Source organism: Paenibacillus sp. EZ-K15 (genome assembly GCF_002573715.1).
Classification (GTDB): domain Bacteria; phylum Bacillota; class Bacilli; order Paenibacillales; family Paenibacillaceae; genus Paenibacillus_AQ.
Genome location: NZ_PDHM01000012.1, coordinates 66,138 through 87,096 on the forward strand (window position 1 = coordinate 66,138; position 20,959 = coordinate 87,096).

At 50.0% G+C, this 20,959-nt stretch carries 17 protein-coding genes; 13 read left to right on the top strand and 4 right to left on the bottom strand.

The window, feature by feature from the left end:
• Position 1 precedes the first annotated feature (1 nt).
• The 11 genes from galE to CRG97_RS08450 all read left to right on the top strand — a co-directional run bounded on the left by galE (position 2) and on the right by CRG97_RS08450 (position 15,148).
• Positions 2–991, top strand: a complete 990-nt coding sequence (gene galE, locus CRG97_RS08400; protein WP_098742612.1) for a UDP-glucose 4-epimerase GalE — start codon at positions 2–4, stop codon at positions 989–991.
• A 19-nt stretch (positions 992–1,010) separates the two neighbouring features.
• Positions 1,011–2,600, top strand: coding sequence for a UDP-glucose--hexose-1-phosphate uridylyltransferase (locus CRG97_RS08405; protein ID WP_098742613.1), 1,590 nt, complete (start codon positions 1,011–1,013; stop codon positions 2,598–2,600).
• Positions 2,601–2,777: 177 nt separating this feature from the next.
• Positions 2,778–3,941 (top strand): iron-containing alcohol dehydrogenase, encoded by a 1,164-nt coding sequence (locus tag CRG97_RS08410; protein ID WP_098742614.1) that lies wholly within the window; start codon positions 2,778–2,780, stop codon positions 3,939–3,941.
• A gap of 202 nt (positions 3,942–4,143) precedes the next feature.
• Positions 4,144–4,677 (top strand): NfeD family membrane protein, encoded by a 534-nt coding sequence (locus tag CRG97_RS08415; RefSeq protein ID WP_076320476.1) that lies wholly within the window; start codon positions 4,144–4,146, stop codon positions 4,675–4,677.
• 4 nt (positions 4,678–4,681) lie between these two features.
• Positions 4,682–6,214, top strand: coding sequence for a flotillin family protein (locus CRG97_RS08420; RefSeq protein WP_076320477.1), 1,533 nt, complete (start codon positions 4,682–4,684; stop codon positions 6,212–6,214).
• A gap of 147 nt (positions 6,215–6,361) precedes the next feature.
• A complete protein-coding gene (glcT, locus tag CRG97_RS08425) occupies positions 6,362–7,219 on the top strand; it encodes a glucose PTS transporter transcription antiterminator GlcT (protein ID WP_098742615.1) in 858 nt (285 codons plus the stop codon).
• A gap of 281 nt (positions 7,220–7,500) precedes the next feature.
• The gene (gene ptsG, locus CRG97_RS08430) at positions 7,501–9,582 is read left to right on the top strand and encodes a glucose-specific PTS transporter subunit IIBC (RefSeq protein WP_098742616.1); all 2,082 of its coding nucleotides are present in this window, start codon (positions 7,501–7,503) and stop codon (positions 9,580–9,582) included.
• Between the two features lie 60 nt (positions 9,583–9,642).
• Entirely contained in the window at positions 9,643–9,918 is a 276-nt protein-coding gene (locus tag CRG97_RS08435) for an HPr family phosphocarrier protein (protein WP_009591829.1), read from the top strand.
• On the top strand, positions 9,911–11,632 hold the full coding sequence (gene ptsP, locus CRG97_RS08440) for a phosphoenolpyruvate--protein phosphotransferase (protein WP_098742617.1): 1,722 nt from the start codon (positions 9,911–9,913) through the stop codon (positions 11,630–11,632). The genes CRG97_RS08435 and ptsP overlap by 8 nt, the downstream gene beginning before the upstream one ends.
• A 336-nt stretch (positions 11,633–11,968) precedes the next feature.
• Positions 11,969–14,338 carry a type I pullulanase gene (pulA, locus tag CRG97_RS08445; RefSeq protein WP_098743081.1) on the top strand — a complete coding sequence of 790 codons (2,370 nt, stop codon included), beginning with the start codon at positions 11,969–11,971 and terminating at the stop codon, positions 14,336–14,338.
• Between the two features lie 180 nt (positions 14,339–14,518).
• The gene (locus tag CRG97_RS08450; RefSeq protein ID WP_098742618.1) at positions 14,519–15,148 is read left to right on the top strand and encodes a 50S ribosomal protein L25; all 630 of its coding nucleotides are present in this window, start codon (positions 14,519–14,521) and stop codon (positions 15,146–15,148) included.
• Between the two features lie 84 nt (positions 15,149–15,232).
• Here the strand turns inward: CRG97_RS08450 and CRG97_RS08455 are convergent, their stop codons facing one another.
• The 4 genes from CRG97_RS08455 to kduI form a co-directional block, all read right to left on the bottom strand.
• Positions 15,233–16,117 carry a transporter substrate-binding domain-containing protein gene (locus tag CRG97_RS08455; protein WP_098742619.1) on the bottom strand — a complete coding sequence of 295 codons (885 nt, stop codon included), beginning with the start codon at positions 16,115–16,117 and terminating at the stop codon, positions 15,233–15,235.
• Between the two features lie 265 nt (positions 16,118–16,382).
• A complete protein-coding gene (gene kduD / locus CRG97_RS08460) occupies positions 16,383–17,135 on the bottom strand; it encodes a 2-dehydro-3-deoxy-D-gluconate 5-dehydrogenase KduD (RefSeq protein ID WP_076320483.1) in 753 nt (250 codons plus the stop codon).
• Between the two features lie 77 nt (positions 17,136–17,212).
• A complete protein-coding gene (locus CRG97_RS08465; RefSeq protein ID WP_098742620.1) occupies positions 17,213–17,962 on the bottom strand; it encodes a DeoR/GlpR family DNA-binding transcription regulator in 750 nt (249 codons plus the stop codon).
• Positions 17,963–18,002: 40 nt separating this feature from the next.
• Entirely contained in the window at positions 18,003–18,836 is an 834-nt protein-coding gene (gene kduI / locus CRG97_RS08470; protein ID WP_098742621.1) for a 5-dehydro-4-deoxy-D-glucuronate isomerase, read from the bottom strand.
• Between the two features lie 276 nt (positions 18,837–19,112).
• Between kduI and CRG97_RS08475 the strand changes: the two genes are divergently transcribed.
• On the top strand, positions 19,113–19,997 hold the full coding sequence (locus CRG97_RS08475) for a glycerophosphodiester phosphodiesterase (RefSeq protein WP_098742622.1): 885 nt from the start codon (positions 19,113–19,115) through the stop codon (positions 19,995–19,997).
• Positions 19,998–20,190: 193 nt separating this feature from the next.
• Positions 20,191–20,931, top strand: coding sequence for a hypothetical protein (locus CRG97_RS08480; RefSeq protein WP_076320487.1), 741 nt, complete (start codon positions 20,191–20,193; stop codon positions 20,929–20,931).
• The last annotated feature ends 28 nt before the right edge of the window (positions 20,932–20,959 follow it).

The following is a 20,959-nucleotide window of genomic DNA, read 5'->3' on the forward strand; positions in this document are numbered from 1 at the left end:
TATGGCTATTTTAGTAACTGGTGGTGCGGGTTATATCGGTTCTCACACCGTAGCGGAGCTCTTGGAGCAGGGGGAAGAGGTTGTTGTGATCGACAGTCTGGAGACGGGGCATCGCGAAGCGCTGCTCGGCGGAAAGCTGTATGTTGGCGATTTACGTGACAAGGCGCTGCTGAAGCAGCTGTTTTCGGAAAATGACATTGATGCCGTTATCCATTTTGCCGCGAATTCTCTGGTTGGCGAGAGCATGAAAGATCCGGTGAAATATTACGATAACAACTTATACGGAACGCTGTGCCTGCTGGAAGCCATGAATGAAGCGGGTGTGCGGAAGATCGTCTTCTCGTCAACGGCAGCAACCTACGGCGAGCCTGAGAAGGTGCCGATCGAGGAAACGGACCGGACGCAGCCGACGAACGTGTACGGGGAAACCAAGCTGATGATGGAACGGATGATGTCCTGGTTTGATACCGTGCTTGGCGTGAAGTATGTGTCCCTTCGTTACTTCAACGCAGCCGGCTCGCATGCCAGCGGTAAGATCGGTGAGGATCACCGGCCGGAAAGCCATCTGATTCCGCTTGTCCTGCAAACGGCTTTGAAGCAGCGCGCAAGCATCTCGGTGTTTGGCGATGATTATGCAACGCCTGACGGCACATGTGTCCGTGACTACATTCATGTCAGCGATCTTGCGAACGCGCATCTGCGCGCGGTTGAGTACCTTCGCCGCGGAGAGTCCAGCAATGTGTTTAACCTCGGCAACGGACTTGGGTTTTCGGTTAAGGAGGTTATCGAGACCTCGAAGCAGGTGACGGGTGCCGACATTCCGGTTGTCATGGAAGCTCGCCGTGCCGGTGACCCTGCGGTATTGGTGGCGTCATCGGACAAAGCGCGAACGGTTCTCGGATGGACACCATCCCGAACGACGCTTGAGGAGATTATCGAGAGCGCATGGAAATGGCACAGCAGCCGTCCGAACGGTTACGGTGACAATTAATCCAAGGGGGACGATGACCATGAATGCAGCAACATCAGGAACTCCCGAATCCAAGCAGGTTCTTCATGCGATTGAAATGCTGGTGCGTTTTGCACTTCATAAAGGCCTGATTCAGGCAGCCGATGCCGATTACAGCCGCAATCTGCTGCTGGAGGATTTTGGATTCAGCGAACCGTACGGCGACGAAGTGAACGACCCGATACCGGATGGGCCTCAGACTATGCTCGACATCATGATCGATTACGGCGCGGCACATGGTATGATCCCCGAGAATACCGATACGTACCGGGATCTGCTGGACGCCAAAATCATGGGCCGGTTCATGGCAAGACCTTCGGAAGTAACAGCGCAGTTCCGGGCGGTCCAGCAGGAGCAGGGGATTATTGCGGCAACCCGGCAATTTTACAATCTGTGCATCGACTCGAACTACATTCGCATGGACCGCGTAGCCAAGAACGAATACTGGCGGCATGCCAGCGCGTATGGCGATATTGAGATTACCATCAATCTCTCCAAGCCGGAGAAGAGTCCGAAGGAAATCGCCATGGCTAAGCTGCTGCCTCCGCCGGTCTATCCGAAATGCCAGCTCTGCGGCGAGAATGTCGGTTATGCAGGCAGGGTCAATCACCCTGCGCGGCAAAACCTGCGCATTATTCCGCTGGAGCTAAACGGAGAACCATGGTTCTTCCAATACTCGCCGTATGTTTACTATAACGAGCACTGTATTGTATTCCATCACGACCATGTGCCGATGAAGCTGACTAAAGCGACGCTTGCCCGCCTCTTGAGCTTCGTCGATGCCTACCCGCATTATTTTCTCGGATCGAATGCGGATCTCCCGATTGTCGGGGGCTCGATTCTCACGCATGATCATTTTCAAGGGGGACGCCATACTTTCCCGATTCAGAAAGCACCGAAGGTGGCCGGATTTACGCATGGGGATTATCCGGGCGTATCCGTGGCCATTGTGAAGTGGCCGATGTCGGTTATCAGGCTATCCTCAAAGGAACGGGAATCGCTCCTTGAATGCGCGAACAGCATATACGAGGCATGGAAAATCTACAGTGATCCTTCAGCAGATATTGAAGCGTTCAGCCAAGTGGACGGAGAGCGGGTCCGTCATAATACGGTTACTCCGATTGCCCGCCGAAATGACGAGGGCATCTATGAGATGGACCTGGTTCTGAGGAACAATCGCACGAATGAGCAATATCCGGAAGGGATCTTCCATCCTCACCGGGAGATGTTCCACATCAAGAAGGAAAACATCGGCTTGATTGAGGTGATGGGCCTGGCGATCCTGCCGGGCCGACTCAAGGAAGAGCTCGATCTAATCGCCGATATCCTGGCGGGGAACGAGGAGCTTTACGCGGACAGCAAGGCCACCGACCATCCGCTTGCCATCCATGGAGATTGGATCGAGGAGCTGCGAGGACGGGGAGCAGCCTCGCCGGATAAGGCCGAGGCGATCGAGCTGATTCGCCGGGAGGTCGGCCACAAATTTACGACGATTTTGGAGCATGCCGGGGTGTACAAACAGACGGCAGAAGGACAACAGGCATTTCAGCGATTCCTGAGCCATATGGGATACGTCTCAGACAGCAAATAGATATTCATTGATGGATATATGATGGATTGAAGTTAACGATAACGATGATCATCATTCAAACAGCCGATCTTTCTGGAGAAATACGGCTGTTTGTTTTGCATTAGGGGAATGGTATAGAATGAAAAAGCATGCAACATAGAATATAGATGCGAACAAGATGCAATGGAGGTAATGCACATGAGACCTTTTGTTTTTCATAATCCGACTCAATTGATTTTTGGCAAGGGCCAGTTGAGCGCTTTAAGTGGTGAAGTGGCCAAATATGGCCGAAACGTATTACTCGTATATGGTGGCGGCAGCATCAAGCGCAGCGGACTGTACGATCAGGTTATCGCATTGCTCAAGGAAGCGAATGCAGCAGTGACGGAGCTTGCCGGTGTGGAACCGAACCCGCGCCTGTCGACGGTTCATAAGGGTGTGGCATTGTGCCGGGAGCATGACATTGATCTTATTCTGGCCGTTGGCGGCGGAAGCGTCCTTGACTGCTCCAAGGCCATTACCGTTGGCGCCAAATATGACGGAGATATGTGGGATTTCGTCGAACGCAAAGCCGTTCCGCAAGCGGGTCTTCCACTTGGAACGGTACTTACGATGGCTGCAACGGGATCGGAGATGAACGGCGGCTCCGTCATCACCAATGAAGTAACCCAAGAGAAGATGGGCTGGGGAAGTCCTCATGCGTACCCCGCATTTTCGATTCTGGACCCTGTACATACGTTCTCTCTTCCGCGGGATCAAACGGTGTACGGTATCGTAGATATCATGTCTCACGTGCTGGAGCACTACTTCCACCAAGACACCAACACGCCCGTGCAGGACGGATTCTGCGAAACGATACTTCGTACCGTTATCGATACGGCACCGAAGCTGGTTGAGGATCTGGAGAACTATGAGCACCGCGAGACGATCATGTACTGCGGAACGATGGCGCTCAACGGCATGATCAATATGGGGATGGCCGGTGACTGGGGAACCCATAACATCGAGCACGCGGTATCTGCCGTATACGATATTCCGCATGGCGGCGGACTGGCGATCCTGTTCCCGAATTGGATGAAATATAATCAAAGTGCGGATCCTCAGCGCTTCAAGTCACTTGCCGTGAACGTATTCGGAGTGGACCCGGCAGGAAAAAGCGATGAAGCCATCGGATTGGAAGGAATTAAAGCGCTTCGCAGCTTCTGGACTTCCATCGGTGCGCCAAGCACGCTGGGAGCGTACGAGATTGACGACAGCCAGATCGAGGCTATGGCCGATAAGGCGATGCGGTTTGGTCCTTTTGGCAACTTCCGCAAGCTGCAGCGTGAAGACGTCGTGGAGATTTATAAAATGTCGCTATAAGGGTTGTCCTGTCGTTACATGACAAGGAATAGGAATGGGTTCAAAGCCTGCCGGTTCATGCCGTGCAGGCTTTTTAATTGGGACGTGGAATATAGATATGAAGAGATTTTCATACGTTTGAGGGAAATAATTGAAACTTTAGCAAACATTTTGCCGTATTACTTGTTATACACAGTAAGGAGTTCTAGAGGGGGCAATCAACATGGAAGCGTTATATTGGGGCTGTCTTATCGGAGGCGTGATATTTGCCATCGTAACCGTAGTGCTTGGTGACATACTTAGCTCGGCGCTTGACGGATTATTGGACTTTTTGTCAGTGGATTTTTTCAATCCGGTTGTGATCGCTGGAGGAATCACCGTATTTGGCGGTACCGGAATCATGCTGACGAAATACACGGAATTAGCGGCAGGTGCCCATGTAACGCTGTCTGTCTTAGCGGCTATCGTCATTTCGATTCTCGTCTACTTCGGCTATGTTAAACCGATGGCGAACAGCGAGAACTCGACGGGCTTCTCCATAAAGGAGCTCGCGGGCATGATCGGCGTTGTCACCGTACCGCTTCCTGCAGAAGGATTCGGTGAAGTGATGGTCAAGGTTGGCGCAGGCAACACGACGCACATCGCGTCTAGCTTTGATCGCCAAAGTCTCCCCGCAGGTGTCCGTGTGGTGGTTGTCGACGTTGTTGAGGGTGTCCTGAGAGTGTCCGAACTGGAAGAACGAAAAGGAGAGGATTGATTCAATGCCAGAATTCTTAGTAATTCCGTCGATTGTTGTAGGTGTCATTGTCGTGTTAGGACTTGCGTTCTGGGCCCGTTACAAAACGGTGAGCCCGGATGAAGCGATGATCGTAACCGGTTCTTTTTTGGGAAGTAGAAATTTGTCGGAGGATGAATCCGGTCGCAAAATCAAAATCGTGCGCGGCGGAGGCGCATTTATACTTCCCGTATTTCAGCGCTCCGAATTTGTATCGCTCTTATCTCATAAACTGGATGTTATGACACCTGAAGTGTACACGGAGCAAGGCGTTCCGGTTATGGCCGATGGGGTAGCCATCATAAAAGTGGGAAGCTCGATCGAAGATGTGGCAACGGCAGCCGAGCAATTCATGGGTAAGCCGATTGAAGCGCTGAAGGGCGAAGCCCAGGAAGTGCTGGAAGGTCATCTTCGTGCCATTCTCGGTTCCATGACGGTAGAGGAAGTTTACCGTAACCGCGATAAATTCGCGCAGGAGGTTCAGGGTGTCGCTGCAAGAGACCTCAAGAAGATGGGATTGCAGATCGTCTCCTTTACCATTAAGGACGTTCGCGATAAGCATGGATATCTGGAAGCGCTGGGTAAACCACGGATCGCTACGGTAAAGCGGGATGCGGAGATTGCCGAAGCCGAAGCGGTGCGTGACGCGCGGATTCAGAAAGCGCGTGCGGAAGAAGAAGGACAGAAGGCTGAGGTTATACGTGATACCAACATCGCGGAAGCTGAGAAGGAACGGGAGCTGAAGGTCGCGTCTTTTAAGAAAGAGCAGGATACGGCGAAGGCCGAAGCGGACCAAGCCTATCATATCCAGGAAGCCCGTGCCAAACAAACGGCGGTTGAGGAGCAGATGAAGGTTGAGCTCGTTCGTAAGGAACGGGAAATCGATCTGCAGGAAAAAGAAATCATGATTCGTGAGAAGCAGTATGACGCGGACGTGAAGAAAAAGGCCGAAGCGGATCGCTATGCCGTTGAGCAGGCCGCCGAAGCGGATAAGGCCCGCAAGATGCGCGAAGCGGATGCCTTGCAGTATTCCATCGAAACCCAAGCTAAAGCTTCTGCGGAACAGAAGCGCCTGGATGGTCTGGCGGTTGCGGATGCTGAGCGTGCGAAAGGTACGGCTGAAGCCGAAGTCATTCGCCTGCGCGGTATTGCCGAAGCCGATGCCAAAGAGAAACTCGCCGAAGCTTTCCAGAAGTTCGGAGAAGCTGCTGTGCTCGACATCATCGTAAAAATGCTGCCTGAGCTTGCCGGCAAGATTGCTGAGCCAATCTCGTCCATCGATAAGCTGACGGTTGTTGATACAGGCAAAGGCGAGGGAGCAGCTCGCGTGAGCAATTATGTGACCGAGCTGATGTCCACGGCGCCTGAAATGCTGAAGAGTGTGTCAGGGATTGATGTGGAAGAACTGATTAAAGGATTGACCAAGAAGTCTGCTCCGGCCCAAAAGCCGGTAGCTGTGGAGCAGGAGCTTGTACCTGTACCGGTGCCTGTTGAGACAAGTGCTGCGAAGGAAGAATAGAACGAGCGGCAAGTAGGATTGGATAGCGGCCACAGGCAGCAGTACGGCGCTTTGGAGACTTTGGCAACCACATATGATTTTGCCGCGCTCTGATATTTCTGATAAGATATCCGAGTATACGCGTATGAATCAAAAAGAGGTGCAAACGTGAGCAGCTTACAAGTGGCTAAAGTGTTGAATAATAATGTAATCATAGCGAAGCATCCTCAACATGGCGAGGTTGTTGTTATTGGCAAGGGAATTGGCTTTAACCGGAAGAATAAAGACCGTATCCTGGCCTCCGCTGCCGAGAAGATGTTCATTTTGACCAAACCGGAGGAGCAGGAGCAGTATAAGCAGCTGGTGCCTCATATCGATGAGAAGCTGATTGAGGCGATGAATGACATTATTCTGAATGCTGCCAAATCCAGCGACGCTCCTCTGAATGAGCATATCCACATTGCGTTGACTGATCATATTGCATTTGCCATTAAACGCCATGCCCAAGGTCTCTATATTCATAATCCCTTTTTATACGAAACCCGAGAGATGTATCCTGAAGAGTACGAGATGGCGGAATACGCCGTCCGTACCATCCGGGAGAAGCTTGGGGTCGACTTGGGCCAAGAGGAAATCGGATTCATTGCCCTTCATTTTCACGGCGCGCTCACAAACCAGCACATTTCGGAGGTTCGCAAACATTCGGAGCTGATCTCGGATCTAGTACATACCGTTGAACAGCAGCTGGATTATACCATCCCGAAGGATTCATTGGATTATTCCCGTTTACTAACCCATCTCCGGTTTGCGTTGGAGCGGATTCGGCGGGGAGAAGCGGTAAACGAGACGAGTTCATTGGATGGTCTGCTGAAGCGTGAATATCCCGAGACGTATTCCTTGGCATGGAAACTGACAAAGATGATGGAGCAGCGCCTGAAGAAGCCCGTATATCCCGCTGAAGCCGGTTATTTGACCATTCATCTGGAGCGGCTGGTCCAGCGCAAAGAGCAGGGCGAGCAAATGTGAAGATTTTATTAAGTCCCTTACCATGTGGTTGCAACGAAAAATGAACGATGTTACAATACGAACAGTTATGAAGCATAAAACTTCAAATCAAACGTGTAACTGATTCGATCAGGCATGAGTATTGCAGGAATTTGGTTGTTATTACCCATTTTTGGGTAATCTAATCCATGAGATTAGCCATCCATTTTCCCGTGGTTACTCATGCCTTTTTTTGATTTGGTTGTTTTATGATGTTCTACATTCAGCTTGTGATCACAACTAGATAGAGGGTGAGAATTTTCATGTTTAAGCGGCTTTTTGGCGTCCTGCAAAGGGTCGGTAAAGCCCTGATGCTGCCCGTGGCCATATTGCCGGCGGCCGGACTATTACTCGGCCTTGGAAATATGCTGGTCAACCCTGATTTCCTGCAGTATGCACCGTGGCTCAATGCGGCTTGGGTTCAAGCAGCTGCCACTGTCATGATGAATGCGGGACAAATCGTGTTCACGAATTTATCCTTGCTGTTTGCAGTGGGGGTTGCCGTCGGCTTGGCCGGAGGTGAAGGTGTGGCCGGGCTTGCTGCGATCATCGGTTACCTTGTCATGAACGTTACCATGGGCAGCGTTATAGGTGTGACGCCATCGATGATTGGCACGAATTACGAATATGCCAGCGTGCTTGGCATTCCGACCCTGGCAACCGGGGTATTCGGCGGAATTATTGTAGGTATATTAGCGGCAAGCATGTACCGAAGATTTTTCAAAATAGAGCTTCCGTCCTATCTGGGCTTTTTTGCAGGAAAACGCTTTGTTCCGATTATGACGGCTGCAACGTCCGTTTTGCTTGGTCTGTTAATGGTCTTTATATGGCCACCGATCCAGTCTGCGCTTAACACTGCATCCCATTTTATGCTGGAGCAAAACCTGACGCTGTCCGCTTTTGTGTTCGGCGTTGTGGAACGCGGATTGATTCCGTTCGGTCTGCACCACATTTTCTATTCTCCATTCTGGTTTGAGTTCGGGGAATATTTGAATCAGGCAGGTCAAATGGTGCGCGGTGATCAAAATATATTCATGGCTCAGCTTCGGGATGGTGTGGAGTTTACGGCAGGCACCTTCATGACGGGTAAATATCCGTTTATGATGTTTGGTCTTCCTGCTGCTGCGCTTGCCATCTATCATGAAGCGAGACCGGAGAACAAAAAGTTCGTCGCTGGTATTATGGGGTCGGCAGCACTGACCTCCTTCTTGACCGGGATCACGGAACCGCTTGAGTTCTCCTTCCTGTTCGTCGCACCGATCTTGTTCGTCGTGCATGCGCTGTTCGCAGGTCTATCCTTCATGACCATGCATATTCTGGGTACCAAGATTGGCATGACCTTCTCGGGCGGCCTGATCGATTACATGATATTCGGTGTCATTCCGAATCGGACGCCATGGTGGAATGTACTCATTGTTGGTGCTATCATGGCAGTAATCTACTATTTCGGATTCCGGTTTGTCATTCGGAAATTCAATCTGAAGACGCCGGGCCGGGAGGAAGCTTCTGCATCGGAGTCGGAATCAGGCTCCCAGAGAGCAAGTGGTGACAGCAAAAATGAACTGCCGCTTAACATTCTGACTGCGCTTGGCGGCCAACCTAACATTGCGCATCTGGATGCCTGCATTACCCGTCTTCGGGTAGAGGTGAAAGATAAGGGCCATGTCGATAAGACAAGGCTGAAACAGTTGGGTGCGTCAGGTGTGCTGGAGGTGGGGAATAATATCCAGGCGATATTCGGAACGCGTTCCGATACGATTAAATCGCAAATTCAGGACATTATGTCGGGTATAACACCGACTACCGCACCTGCAGCAGCGGATGTGGAGACGATGCCGACTGCTAAAGAGGAGTTGCAGGCGGGTCAGGACGGAGAAACGCTTGTCATGGAGGAGATTGTATCTCCAGTCGATGGAGAGCTTATGGATATTTCTCATGTACCTGATCCTGTGTTTGCAGAACGAATGACGGGGGATGGATTTGCGGTATTGCCTCATAACGGAACGATCGCTTCTCCTGTTAACGGAACTGTGTTTAACGTATTCCCCAGCAAGCATGCGGTCGGCATTATGTCCGATGGCGGCAAGGAAGTGCTTGTCCATATCGGCGTCAATACCGTTAAGCTGAAGGGGCAAGGGTTTGAAGTGCTTGTTCAGGAGGGGGATCTGGTATCTACAGGCCAACCGATCATGCAAGTGGATCTGGATTATGTGAAGGCGAATGCCAAATCGATTATCTCTCCTGTGATCTTCTCGAATTTGCCGGAAGGAGCTTCTGTGAAGCTGAACAAGACCGGTGAAGTAAAAAGCGGTGAACAAGGGATCATCACCATATTGAAACCTTAACTTCACGTTAATCTCAAGGATTCTAAAAAAATTAAAATATACGAAAGTAGGATGATGAACATGCAACAAACATTCAGAATTATTGACGAAGATGGAATTCACGCACGTCCGGCAACAGCATTGGTAAATACGGCTAACAAATTCCAGGATACCAATTCATTTGCCGAAGCTAACGGCAAAAAAGTAACGTTGAAATCGATCCTGGGCGTTCTGTCCCTCGGATTGGAGCAAGGTGATACATTGACACTGATCACGGAAGGCGGCAATGAGAGCGAAGCGCTGACTGCACTGCAAGAAGTGATGGTGAACGAAGGGTTAGGCGAGCTTCATGAATAATTTGAAAGGAATCGCGGCTTCCGCAGGCATCGCGATTGCACGTGCTTTTACGCTGGAGCATCCCGATTACTCTGTTACGGAAAAGCAAGTGGCAGACACGGATGCCGAGCTTTCGAAGCTGGATGCGGCGCTGGCTCAGTCCCAGGCTGAGCTGGAAGCGATCAAAGCCCGCACGCTTCAGGAACTCGGGGAGAAGAAGGCTGAGATTTTCGAATCTCACCTTCTCATCCTGAATGATCCGGAATTGATTGAACCGGTCAAAGCGAAAATCGCTTCCGATTCGGTTAACGCTGAATATGCCTTAAATGAAACGGCAACCCAATTCATTCAAATGTTCGAGAACATGAAGAGTGCCTACTTGCAGGAGCGGGCAGCGGATATGCGCGACGTAACCAAACGTATTCTTAAGCATCTGCTCGGCCTGAATTATGTCAGTCCATCCGAAATCAGCGAAGAAGTGATCGTGGTTGCAGAGGACTTGACCCCGTCGGATACAGCGCAGTTGAACCGCAACTACGTTAAAGGATTTACGACGAATATTGGCGGGCGTACCTCGCATTCTGCCATCATGGCCCGTTCGCTTGAAATTCCGGCTGTCGTCGGAACGAAAAACGTGCTCTCTTCGGTCCAAAACGGGGACTTGATCATCGTTGACGGACTGGAAGGGGATGTCATCATTAATCCTACTGAAGCTATTGTAGCCCAATACCGTGCGAAGCAGGATGCCTACGCCAAACAGGTCGAGGAATGGAAGAAACTCCGCTCCGAACCGACGGTATCCAAGGACGGGATCCATGTGGAACTGGCCGCCAATATCGGGACACCAAACGATGTAACTGGCGTGTTGGAGAATGGTGGGGAAGCGGTAGGATTGTATCGTACGGAATTCTTGTACATGGGCAGAGATAAACTTCCTTCCGAAGAGATCCAGTATGTCGCTTATAAATCGGTACTGGAGAAAATGGAAGGTAAGCCGGTTGTTGTCCGCACGCTTGATATCGGCGGGGACAAGGAACTGCCTTATCTGGATCTTCCTAAGGAAATGAATCCGTTCCTGGGATTCCGGGCCATTAGGTTGTGCCTGGACCGTCAGGATATTTTCAGAACACAGCTTCGGGCACTGCTCCGCGCAAGCGTCCATGGCAATCTGCGAATCATGTTTCCCATGATCGCGACACTCGGTGAATTCCGCGAAGCCAAAGCGCTTTTGGAGGAAGAGAAATCCAAACTTGTAAGCGAAGGCATTCCGGTATCCGAGGAGATCCAACTCGGGATTATGGTGGAGATTCCATCCACAGCGGTGCTTGCCGATCAGTTTGCCAAAGAGGTTGATTTCTTCAGTATCGGAACGAATGATCTTATCCAGTATACGATGGCTGCTGACCGCATGAATGAACGGGTTGCTTATTTGTATCAACCCTATAATCCAGCGATTTTGCGACTGGTTAAAATGGTTATCGATGCCGCTCATCGCGAAGGCCGCTGGGTTGGTATGTGCGGTGAAATGGCCGGTGACGCCACGGCGATTCCGATTCTCCTCGGGTTGGGGCTGGATGAGTTTAGCATGAGCGCTACATCCATTCTTCCGGCGCGCAGCCAGATCGGGAAGCTGTCCCGCAGTGATATGCAGGCACTCGCTGCCAAAGCACTTGAAATGGGTACCGCAGAGGAAGTAGTGGCTCTGGTGGAATCCATAGAAGTTGCAGGCGAGTAAGGGGAAGAAGGCCTGAACGGTCTTAGGAATTGATGAAGCACTTCGTTTGTTTTGAGGACTCTACTAATCTTTTTCCACGATAACCATACATTGACAACATCTGTCCATTTGGGCAGATGTTTTTTTTGTCAAAAGAAAGACACCCGGCACATTTGCTAGTATAATAGCCTAAATATATAGTTAATTGGCATCAAACCCAAACCAAATCAGGGCTTTTGGCATATCATGGTATATGAAAGCGTTCTACATTCATGTGCTAGAGGTCTGTCTTATGATTCAGGCGCCCATACTAGGAAGTAAATCTACTTATAAGTGACGGTGATGATGACTATGGACATGATCAAGAGCTGTACAAGTGTTAAGCTCGGGGCAACCTACCGAAGAGAGGGAACGGCCTTTCAGGTATGGGCTCCGGAAGCGGTTCATGTGAGACTGGCTTTGTATGAAAGTCCGGGAGAGTATAACGAGCAAGGTCTCGTAACGGATCACGAGGGCGGTATTTTATATTCAATGGAACATAGTGGCGACGGTATATGGTCGACTGTCGTAAACAGGGATCTTCATGGAACGTATTATATGTACCAAATCGAGTCAGTGGACGGTGACGTGTGTTATGCCGTTGACCCCTATGCAACAGCGGTGTCCGCCAACGGCTGCCGCGGGGCGGTTGTTGATCTGGCGAAGAGCAATCCGCCGGGGTGGGAGCGGGATGTTAGGCCCAAGCTGCTGAAGCCTACGGATGCGGTGCTCTATGAGCTTCATGTACGCGACTTCTCGATTCATACCGATTCGGGAATGAAATATAGAGGAAAATATAAGGCATTCACGGAGGGTGGCCTGCGGGATTCCGAAGGGAATACCATTGGCCTGGATCATCTTGAAGAATTGGGTGTAACCCATGTGCATCTGCTGCCGGTATTTGATTTTCGAACGGTCAATGAGCTGGACGGTTATGAAACCGGCTGCTTAAACCGCGAGTATAACTGGGGGTATGATCCGCAAAATTACAACGTTCCTGAAGGTTCATATGCGACAGATCCTATGGATCCAATTGTGCGCATCCGGGAGCTGAAGGAGATGATTCTGGCTCTGCATGCGAGGGGGATCCGTGTCGTCATGGACGTGGTTTACAACCATACGTATACGGTGGATGACGGTCCTTTTGAAAGATTGGCGCCAGGGTATTTCTATCGCAAGGACGGATATGGCAATTTATCGAACGGTTCAGGCGTAGGCAACGAGCTGGCTACGGAGAAGCCGATGGTACGTAAATATATCAAGGATTCCTTAAGGTACTGGGCGGAGGAGTATCATATCGACGGATTTCGGTTTGATCTGATGGCTCTGATCGATATAACAACGATGAAAGAAATTGTAAGCGAGCTGCGTCGTGAGGTCGATAGCTCTCTCTTGTTCTACGGTGAGCCCTGGACAGGAGGCTTAAGCCCGTTAACGGAGCAGACCGTCAAAGGAAGCCAGAAGGGTCAAGGCTTTGCTGTATTCAATGATCATTTCCGGCATGCCATTAAGGGTGACAATGACGGGCGCGGCCCTGGGTTTGCTACGGGCGAACCGTGGTACGAGGGTGCGGTCGTTGAAGGGATGATGGGCTCGATCCATGATTTTGCGCTGCATCCGGATGAGACGGTCAATTACGTCACCGTGCACGATAATTTGAATCTGTGGGACAAAATTTTGGTGGCACACGGGATGGAAGAGCAGGCAGGGCTGCTCCATCTGATGGACGGGAAGCTGGTTAACGGCGGCGATGTATGGCAGGCAACCGCTGCATCGAAGCCTTATGTCGATATTCCTGATGAAGATGTGATGTCGGCAGTGCCTGTGCGCCGCAGCTTGCTGGCTAACGGCATTGTACTGCTCTCTCAGGGGATTCCGCTGCTGCATGCCGGCGATGAGCTGCTTCGCACGAAATTTGGCGATCATAACAGCTACCGCAGCGGGGATGCCGTTAATGCCATCCGCTGGTCGAACAAGAAACGATTCAGACCTGTGTTTGACTACTACAAAGGCCTTATTGCCCTGCGCAAAGCCCATCCAGCATTTCGGATGGCAGCCAGAGAAGAGATTGAGGAACATATGGAAGTACTGCGCAGCAGCGATCGGATTATTGCCTACCGGTTAACGCATCATGCCGCACAAGATAGCTGGGGACAGATCGTTGTGATCGTGAACGGGAATGAGCATGAAATGACGGTTGATCTGCCGCCTACGCCTTACCGCTGGAACATCGTGGTGAATGATCACCAGGCAGGTACGGATACGATCGAGACGTTGGACCAAGGAGCTATAGCCGTCCCAGGGCTGTCGCTGATGGTGTTGTACGAGGATCAGGCCCAGAAGAAGCAAGGGCTGACTACCGTTGAGATCGAATATGAGAGACGTGATCAAGCTTATGATGGCTGGAACGTATGGGTGTGGGGAACGGGCGTGCAGGATGGCAGCGTGCCATTCTCAAAGGCGGACAGCGGCAAAGCTCGAGCGGTCTTCTACGCAGCCTCCGGAACCAAACGGGTCGGCTGTATCGTCAGGTTGAATGATTGGGAGGATCGGGAAGGCGAGAACGACTGGTTTATCGATATTCCGCCGGATGAAGCAAAGGTACGGATTTCGCTGCAATGTCACAAAGACGAAGGCTCTGGGGGCCAAGAGCAGCAGGATATGGCGAGCTTTAGGATTGTATCGTAAAAAAAATAAGGAGCCCTCCTTTTGTACTGAAAGGGGGCTCCCATTATTTATATTTCAAAAGGGGTACCATTCATTACCCATTGGATTGAAATTTAAAACATCTGCATCTCATGATTAGTTAGCAGGGAAATAGGGTAATAATGAGATAGACTTTGTTTTCGATAAAGGAGGATGTCACTCATGTCAAAAGGAAACACAGTTCAACTCCAAGCAGATGTTCGTAACGAATTTACACGGGCTTCTCGCCGAGTGCTTCGCGAGAATGGCGGAATCCCCGGCGTCGTATACGGCGGGGGTGAGGAAAGCATCCCGGTTGCTGTTAATTTCAAGGATACGGCCAAGCTGTTTCACACCGGACGTTCGGAGGTATTCCAGCTTGATATTCCAGGCTCCGGTAAAATTCCGGTTTTGATTAAGGACATTCAAAAGAGACGCGGCACTGTATCCCATGTGGACTTTCTGCGGATCTCCATGAATAAGCCGGTTCGTGTCAGCATTCCGGTGGATTATCATGGTACTGCTGTCGGAACGAAATCTGGCGGTATTCTGCAAACCCAGGTGACCGAAATCGAAGTAGAGGGCTTGCCAGGCGAACTGCCTTCCACCCTTGAAGCAGACGTATCCGCTCTGGAGATAGGCGACAAGCTTACGGTTGCAGATATTAAAGTACCGGAGGGTATTACGTTACATGCTTCGGATGAGGAGGTTCTCGCAACCGTTATCGTGCCTCGTGCCGTTGAGGCTGAAGAGACAGAGGATGAAGCGGACGCTAAGGAAGCGAATGCGGGAGAGACAGCCGAAGAATCATAATATGCACATGTAAAAAGGCGCTTGCTTTGCTGGTATTCAGCAAAGCAAGCGCCTTTTTGTCAGGAATTTTGAATGTTGAAAATTCTATTTAACCTTTCGATCATGGATGCCTTTATAACTCACCGGGGCGTCTCCAAAGTATTTGTTCCAAATGGTCAAATACGTTCCGTCCTGCTGCATGGTAGCCAGTGCGTTATCAACGGCAGCGACGAGATCCGGATTCCCTTTTACAAAGGCGGCGGAAATCTCGAACACCTGATCGGCGGATTCAGCGGCAGCAACCGGTAGATCAGGGAACTGCTGCTTCAGGTTGGTCACGGATAACTGGTCCGAAATGACGGCATCCAGCTCTCCATTTGCGAGCTTGTGGGCTGCGTCTGATATATATTTGATCGGGACGATGTCCGCTCCATGCTTCTTGGCCATATCCTTATAGATTCCGGTGGGGTTCAGGCCGACACGCTTACCCTTGATATCCGAGAAGGTACGGATCTGATCTTCGCCCGAGGAACGCACAAGCAGAACCGGAGTAGAGGATAGATAAGCGACGGAAAAATCATAAAGTGCCCGCCGGTCCGGCCGGTCTTCAATCTGGTTGAAGACCGTGTCGTATTTGCCTTCTGTCAGCCCTGGCAGCAAATTCTCCCACTCGGTTTCAACGAATTCTGCTCTTAGCTCCATATGACGGGCAACCTCTTCAGCGATTTCCACATCGAAACCCGTAAGTCTTCCGCCCGTTCCATGGTAACTGAAGGGGGGATAATCCCGTTCCGTTGCAATTCGCAGGGTTCCGCGTTCCACGGCATTCCGAAGCAGGAAGCCGGTGTTCACCCGGTAAGGGTTTACGCCCATATTGGGGGTTGGCACCCGGTCATTGCTGTTAGGGGTGCAGCCGGTAAGGACTATTGAACCGATCAGTGTGAATAAACAGGCAAGACTGATCCAACGTATCGATTTTTTTCCACGCATGACTTCAGAAACCATCCTTTCTTTATTTACGGTCCTTCGAGGCCCATTTCGTAAAGTTAGGATGTCCCAAAGGATGGTTCGTATATTCGTGAAATGTCGGTACTCGGCAAGAACTTAGGGTCTCTAATCAGATGAAAGAGGGGAATGGACGAGAAAGAGGCTGTGCTTCCTCCGCCTGCAGCAGCAGTGGAAAAGCACAGCCTCTTATCGCTAGATTGGAATGAAACTTAGGTTGACATGCTTTTGATACAGCGCTTTATGACCCTTAACGGGCCATCCATCCGCCATCAACACAAAGTACATGTCCGTTCATGTAATCCGAAGCGGCGGAAGCGAGGAATACGGCAGGTCCGCCAATATCCTCGGGTTTACCCCAGCGTCCGGCAGGAATACGATCCGTAATGGAAGTACGTCGTTCCTCATCCTGACGGATAGCTGCCGTATTATCGGTTTCGATATAACCGGGAGCAATTCCGTTCACCTGGATGCCGCTGGCTGCCCATTCATTAGCCAATGCTTTCGTAAGACCGGCAACACCATGCTTGCTTGCCGTATATCCGGGCACGTTGATTCCGCCTTGGTAGGACAGCATCGAGCAGATATTAATGATTTTGCCGCTGCCGCGTTCAATCATATGTCTTCCGGCCAGTTGGGACAGTAAGAATACAGTATTCAGATTCAAATCAATCACGTCAAGCCAATCCTGTGTAGCATGATCCTTGGCCGGTGTCCGGCGGATAATGCCGGCATTGTTCACGAGAATGTCCACGTGCCCCGTTAGCTCCAGCGCTTGGTCAAAAGTCTGCTGGAGTTTGCTCTGGTCGCTTAGATCGACCTGAATTTCGGAAGCTTTTCTGCCGAGTGAAGTGATGGCATCTATCGTTTCGGCGCTTGTATTCATGGACACGGCAACGATATCCGCGCCGGCTTCGGCTAGAGCTATCGCGATGCCTTGTCCCAATCCTCTGGCGGAACCTGTGACGATTGCAGTTTTGCCTGATAAATCAAACCTGTTCATGCTCCGTAAATCCCCTCTCACTTGCTCTCTATTAGAATCGTATGAAGCTAGCCCGGTCGTTAAGTTTTATGCAGCGGTTACAGCATAGTAACGCCGGCACCAACATATTGATTGACCGTCTCGGGTGACAGTCCCGTATCGGTAATGATGCCGCTGATCTCCTGCAGGGATGAAAAAGTCCTTAATGCCGTTTGCCCGAATTTATGATGGTCGACAACGGCATAAACCTCCAGCGAGGTTTCGATTAATGCCCGTTTGAAAGGGATCAAGTCCCCGGTATATATGGACAATCCATGATCAAGATGGACGCCCGTCGCGGATATGAAGGCCTTTTGAATGTTCAACTGGGTTACATACGATACGCCTTCGGGGCCTGCGAGCATATTCCGGACCCGGTAGCCCCCCGGTACGACCAAACGGATATGATTCTTCGTCGCCAGTTCGCTGATGATATAGACATCGTTCGTAATGACCGTTAAGGGCACGTCTTCAAGCCTGCGAGCGATCTCCAGCGTGGTGCTGCCTCCGTCCAGGGCAATGATGTCGTCGGTATTGATATGCTTCAGTGCTTTCAGCGCGATTTCGGTTTTTTCATTCGGGTGCTTGGCAAGTGGTTCTTTGGACGGCAGGATGCCGAATTGATCGCTGTGCGCAAGCACAGCCCCGCCATGCACACGAACGATTAGACCCTGTTCCTCCAGCTTGGTCAGATCCTCGCGAATCGTTTTTCCGGTCACCTGAAGCTGCTGGCTTAGATCGGCGACGGTCACTTCTTTATGGGTTAGAAGGTACTCCATTATTTTTTCATAGCGTCGTAACGGGTTCATATGAATCTCAACTCTTCCGTGGGTTAATGGATAATCCCCTCTATTTTAAATCTTTTATGGACACCGGGTCCATATCATCATAACGTTTATTATCTCCGGCCATACCCCAGATGAAGGTATAGTTGCTTGTGCCTACGCCGCTGTGGATCGACCAGCTTGGCGAAATCACGGCCTGTTCATTGCGCATAACGATGTGCCGCGTTTCATTAGGTTCCCCCATCAGATGGATGACAACCGCTTCTTCCGGTAAATCAAAATAGAGATAAGCCTCCATGCGTCTTGGATGGGTATGGGCAGGCATCGTGTTCCACATGTTTCCTTCTTTCAGCAGGGTCATGCCCATAACAAGCTGGGCGCTCTCAATGCCTTTTTGATGGATGAAACGATAGATCACGCGATCATTGGAATTTTTGATATCGCCCAAAGCGCTGGAATCAGCTTCCTCCAAAGTGGCTTTAGCTGTCGGGAATGTTTGGTGCGCCGGCGCAGAATTCAAATAGAATTTGGCTGGGTTGGATGGATCCGTGCTTTTAAAAATAACCTCTTCCGTACCCATGCCAACGTACAAGCATTCTTTGTTGTTCAATTCATGCTCTGCACCGTCAACCAGCACGGTACCATGTCCGCCAATATTGATAATGCCAAGCTCACGGCGTTCCAGGAAAGAGGAAACACCCAATTCTTTAAGGTCCGTTTCCAGTTTGACCTGCTCTCGAACGGGAGCGGCGCCACCGACAATCATACGATCTTCGTGCGTCAGGACAAGCTCCAGCTTATCAGGCGTAAACAGGACTGGGATATGGAATTCCTTGCGGAGTCTTTCTGTGTCAAATTGTTTCACTTCGTTCGGGTGTGAGGCATAACGTCTTTCCATGTTCATTCATCTCCTCAAGATTGTATTTTAATGAAATTTATAATGTTCATATATGTACAAATTACTCCATTTACGTTCATATTACAAGAGCTAAATATAAAATGAACAAAAATCATACCTGGTGAACATTGAGCTGAGTTCATTCATATCTGACTGAACTTGGAGCAGAAAGGGAAGAATTAGCATCAGATGAGGAATGCGCAGGCTGCCCTGAAATGATCCTTCAGCGAGGCAGCTATAAAGTGAACAAGGTACGACTAGGAGATTGATAATCTGATGAAAAGAATGATTGTTATCGTAACAGCTATGCTTGCAGTGATCGGTTCTCAACATGTGGCTGATGTCCCGCACTATCCTTTTCATCAAACCAGGGAACAGGAAGTCTGGATGAGGTCGGAGAATGAAGGCGGTCAGTCCTGGGTCAATATCGCCCATCGGGGGGCATCGGGTTATGCTCCGGAAAATACGATGGCTTCTTTTGTTAAAGCCTTAGATATGGGAGCGGATATGCTGGAACTGGATGTCCAATTGAGCAAGGATGGACAGGTCGTCGTGATTCATGATTCTACGGTTGAGCGAACCACCAATGGGGAAGGAGAAGTAGGCGATTTAACCTTCGAGGAACTGCGTAGCCTGGATGCAGGTTCATGGTACGATTCGGCGTTTAAAGGAGAAGTCATTCCCGCTTTGGCAGAGGTGCTTGAGCATTTCGCAGGGCGTATCGGGCTGTTGATCGAATTGAAATCTCCCTCCCGGTATCCGGGTATCGAACAAAAGGTTGCAGACGATTTGAAAAGGTATATCATCGGCGCTGACGGTGGTGAGCGGTACAAGGATCTGATCATCGTGCAGTCAGCAGATACGGACTCGCTGCTTCGGTTCCGCCAATTGCTGCCCGATATCCCGCTGGGCGTTGTTATCACCAGTGCGGGCGATTTATCCAAGCAGCGGCTGGAAGATATGAAGGCCTATGCGGAGTATGTGAATGTATCGATGAGACTGGTATCCAAAGGGCTGGTTCAAAAGATACATCAATCGGGCATGAAAACGATGGTCTGGACTATTCGGGATATGCTGCAAATTCCTTACGTGCTTCAAATTAACGTGGACGGGATTATTACGGATTATCCGGATCGGGTACCGATATCCTATATGAAATGATCATAATGAAGGGTTGTCACTTGGGTTTGCATTTTAACCTGCAGGGGCAGCTCTTCTTTTTTTGTATTCAACGAAAACAAAAAAAATCTGCACAAACCGTGTTGACATTATTGAACTACAGTTGTAGTATTGATTTGTAACTACAGTTGTAGTTTATAAAAAATAAAAAATCATAGGAGAGGAGCATTACCAAATGAAGGCAGCAACGAAAGTAGCAATCGCGACACTAAGCAGCATTTTATTAATGGGTTCTTCCGTAAGCCTCGCGGCGAAGGCGCAGTCCAACGAGAAAGCCCAAGAAGCCACTGTTAAAAAAACAGACGAAGCAGCCAAGCCTATATCTGCAGAGGAAAAAAAGTTTATCGAAGCTGAGATCCAGAGAGTGAAGGAGTTGGCCCAAGAATCGGGTGATATGTATGTCCTGTATCATAAGTACCCAAAATTAAATAGCGGATTTGATATTAGCTATTGGGGAGGGATTCATGAATTCACTACTTACGAGGACTACTTGAAAAAAGCTTCAACCCTGAAGGGATCCATTCTGCAGCAGCCTGCCAACCTGCCAAAGGGATATAAGTTTTTATCAGCGGTCATTGAAGGTCCGATCGAAGGAAAGTTCGTTGATGAAGTAAGGGCCGAAGGTAAGAAGAGCGGAAAGCCCATCTATGTGAAAAAGATCGATTGGAAAGAGGCGGCAACCATCCGTCTTAAATATGCGAGCGGAAAAGACACGCTGGGCTTTTCCAAGGATACGGTAGATTCGAAGGGAAGCAAGAAAAAAGGTTTCTTTGACGATAAGCTGCCGAAGAATGTCTTTCCAAAATACGTTTTTTGGAATGATGGCGGCAAATTCGAATACAGCATTTCAACCTCCTCTTTGGATATGTCCAGGAAACAGAAGATCGAAATGCTAAAAGCAGCCGTGAAAAAATAACATTTTGCGCCAGCTATATTTTTTCTCG

Bases quoted from the DNA above. Each gene is read 5' to 3' on its own strand.
- CRG97_RS08410 (WP_098742614.1), top strand. From the start codon at position 2,778: ATGAGACCTTTTGTTTTTCATAATCCGACTCAATTGATTTTTGGCAAG.
- ptsG (WP_098742616.1), top strand. From the start codon at position 7,501: ATGTTTAAGCGGCTTTTTGGCGTCCTGCAAAGGGTCGGTAAAGCCCTG.
- kduD (WP_076320483.1), bottom strand. From the start codon at position 17,135: ATGAACAGGTTTGATTTATCAGGCAAAACTGCAATCGTCACAGGTTCC.
- pulA (WP_098743081.1), top strand. From the start codon at position 11,969: ATGATCAAGAGCTGTACAAGTGTTAAGCTCGGGGCAACCTACCGAAGA.
- galE (WP_098742612.1), top strand. From the start codon at position 2: ATGGCTATTTTAGTAACTGGTGGTGCGGGTTATATCGGTTCTCACACC.
- CRG97_RS08455 (WP_098742619.1), bottom strand. From the start codon at position 16,117: ATGCGTGGAAAAAAATCGATACGTTGGATCAGTCTTGCCTGTTTATTC.
- CRG97_RS08435 (WP_009591829.1), top strand. From the start codon at position 9,643: ATGCAACAAACATTCAGAATTATTGACGAAGATGGAATTCACGCACGT.
- CRG97_RS08415 (WP_076320476.1), top strand. From the start codon at position 4,144: ATGGAAGCGTTATATTGGGGCTGTCTTATCGGAGGCGTGATATTTGCC.
- CRG97_RS08420 (WP_076320477.1), top strand. From the start codon at position 4,682: ATGCCAGAATTCTTAGTAATTCCGTCGATTGTTGTAGGTGTCATTGTC.
- kduI (WP_098742621.1), bottom strand. From the start codon at position 18,836: ATGGAAAGACGTTATGCCTCACACCCGAACGAAGTGAAACAATTTGAC.
- ptsP (WP_098742617.1), top strand. From the start codon at position 9,911: ATGAATAATTTGAAAGGAATCGCGGCTTCCGCAGGCATCGCGATTGCA.
- CRG97_RS08405 (WP_098742613.1), top strand. From the start codon at position 1,011: ATGAATGCAGCAACATCAGGAACTCCCGAATCCAAGCAGGTTCTTCAT.
- CRG97_RS08475 (WP_098742622.1), top strand. From the start codon at position 19,113: ATGAAAAGAATGATTGTTATCGTAACAGCTATGCTTGCAGTGATCGGT.
- CRG97_RS08465 (WP_098742620.1), bottom strand. From the start codon at position 17,962: ATGAACCCGTTACGACGCTATGAAAAAATAATGGAGTACCTTCTAACC.
- CRG97_RS08450 (WP_098742618.1), top strand. From the start codon at position 14,519: ATGTCAAAAGGAAACACAGTTCAACTCCAAGCAGATGTTCGTAACGAA.
- CRG97_RS08480 (WP_076320487.1), top strand. From the start codon at position 20,191: ATGAAGGCAGCAACGAAAGTAGCAATCGCGACACTAAGCAGCATTTTA.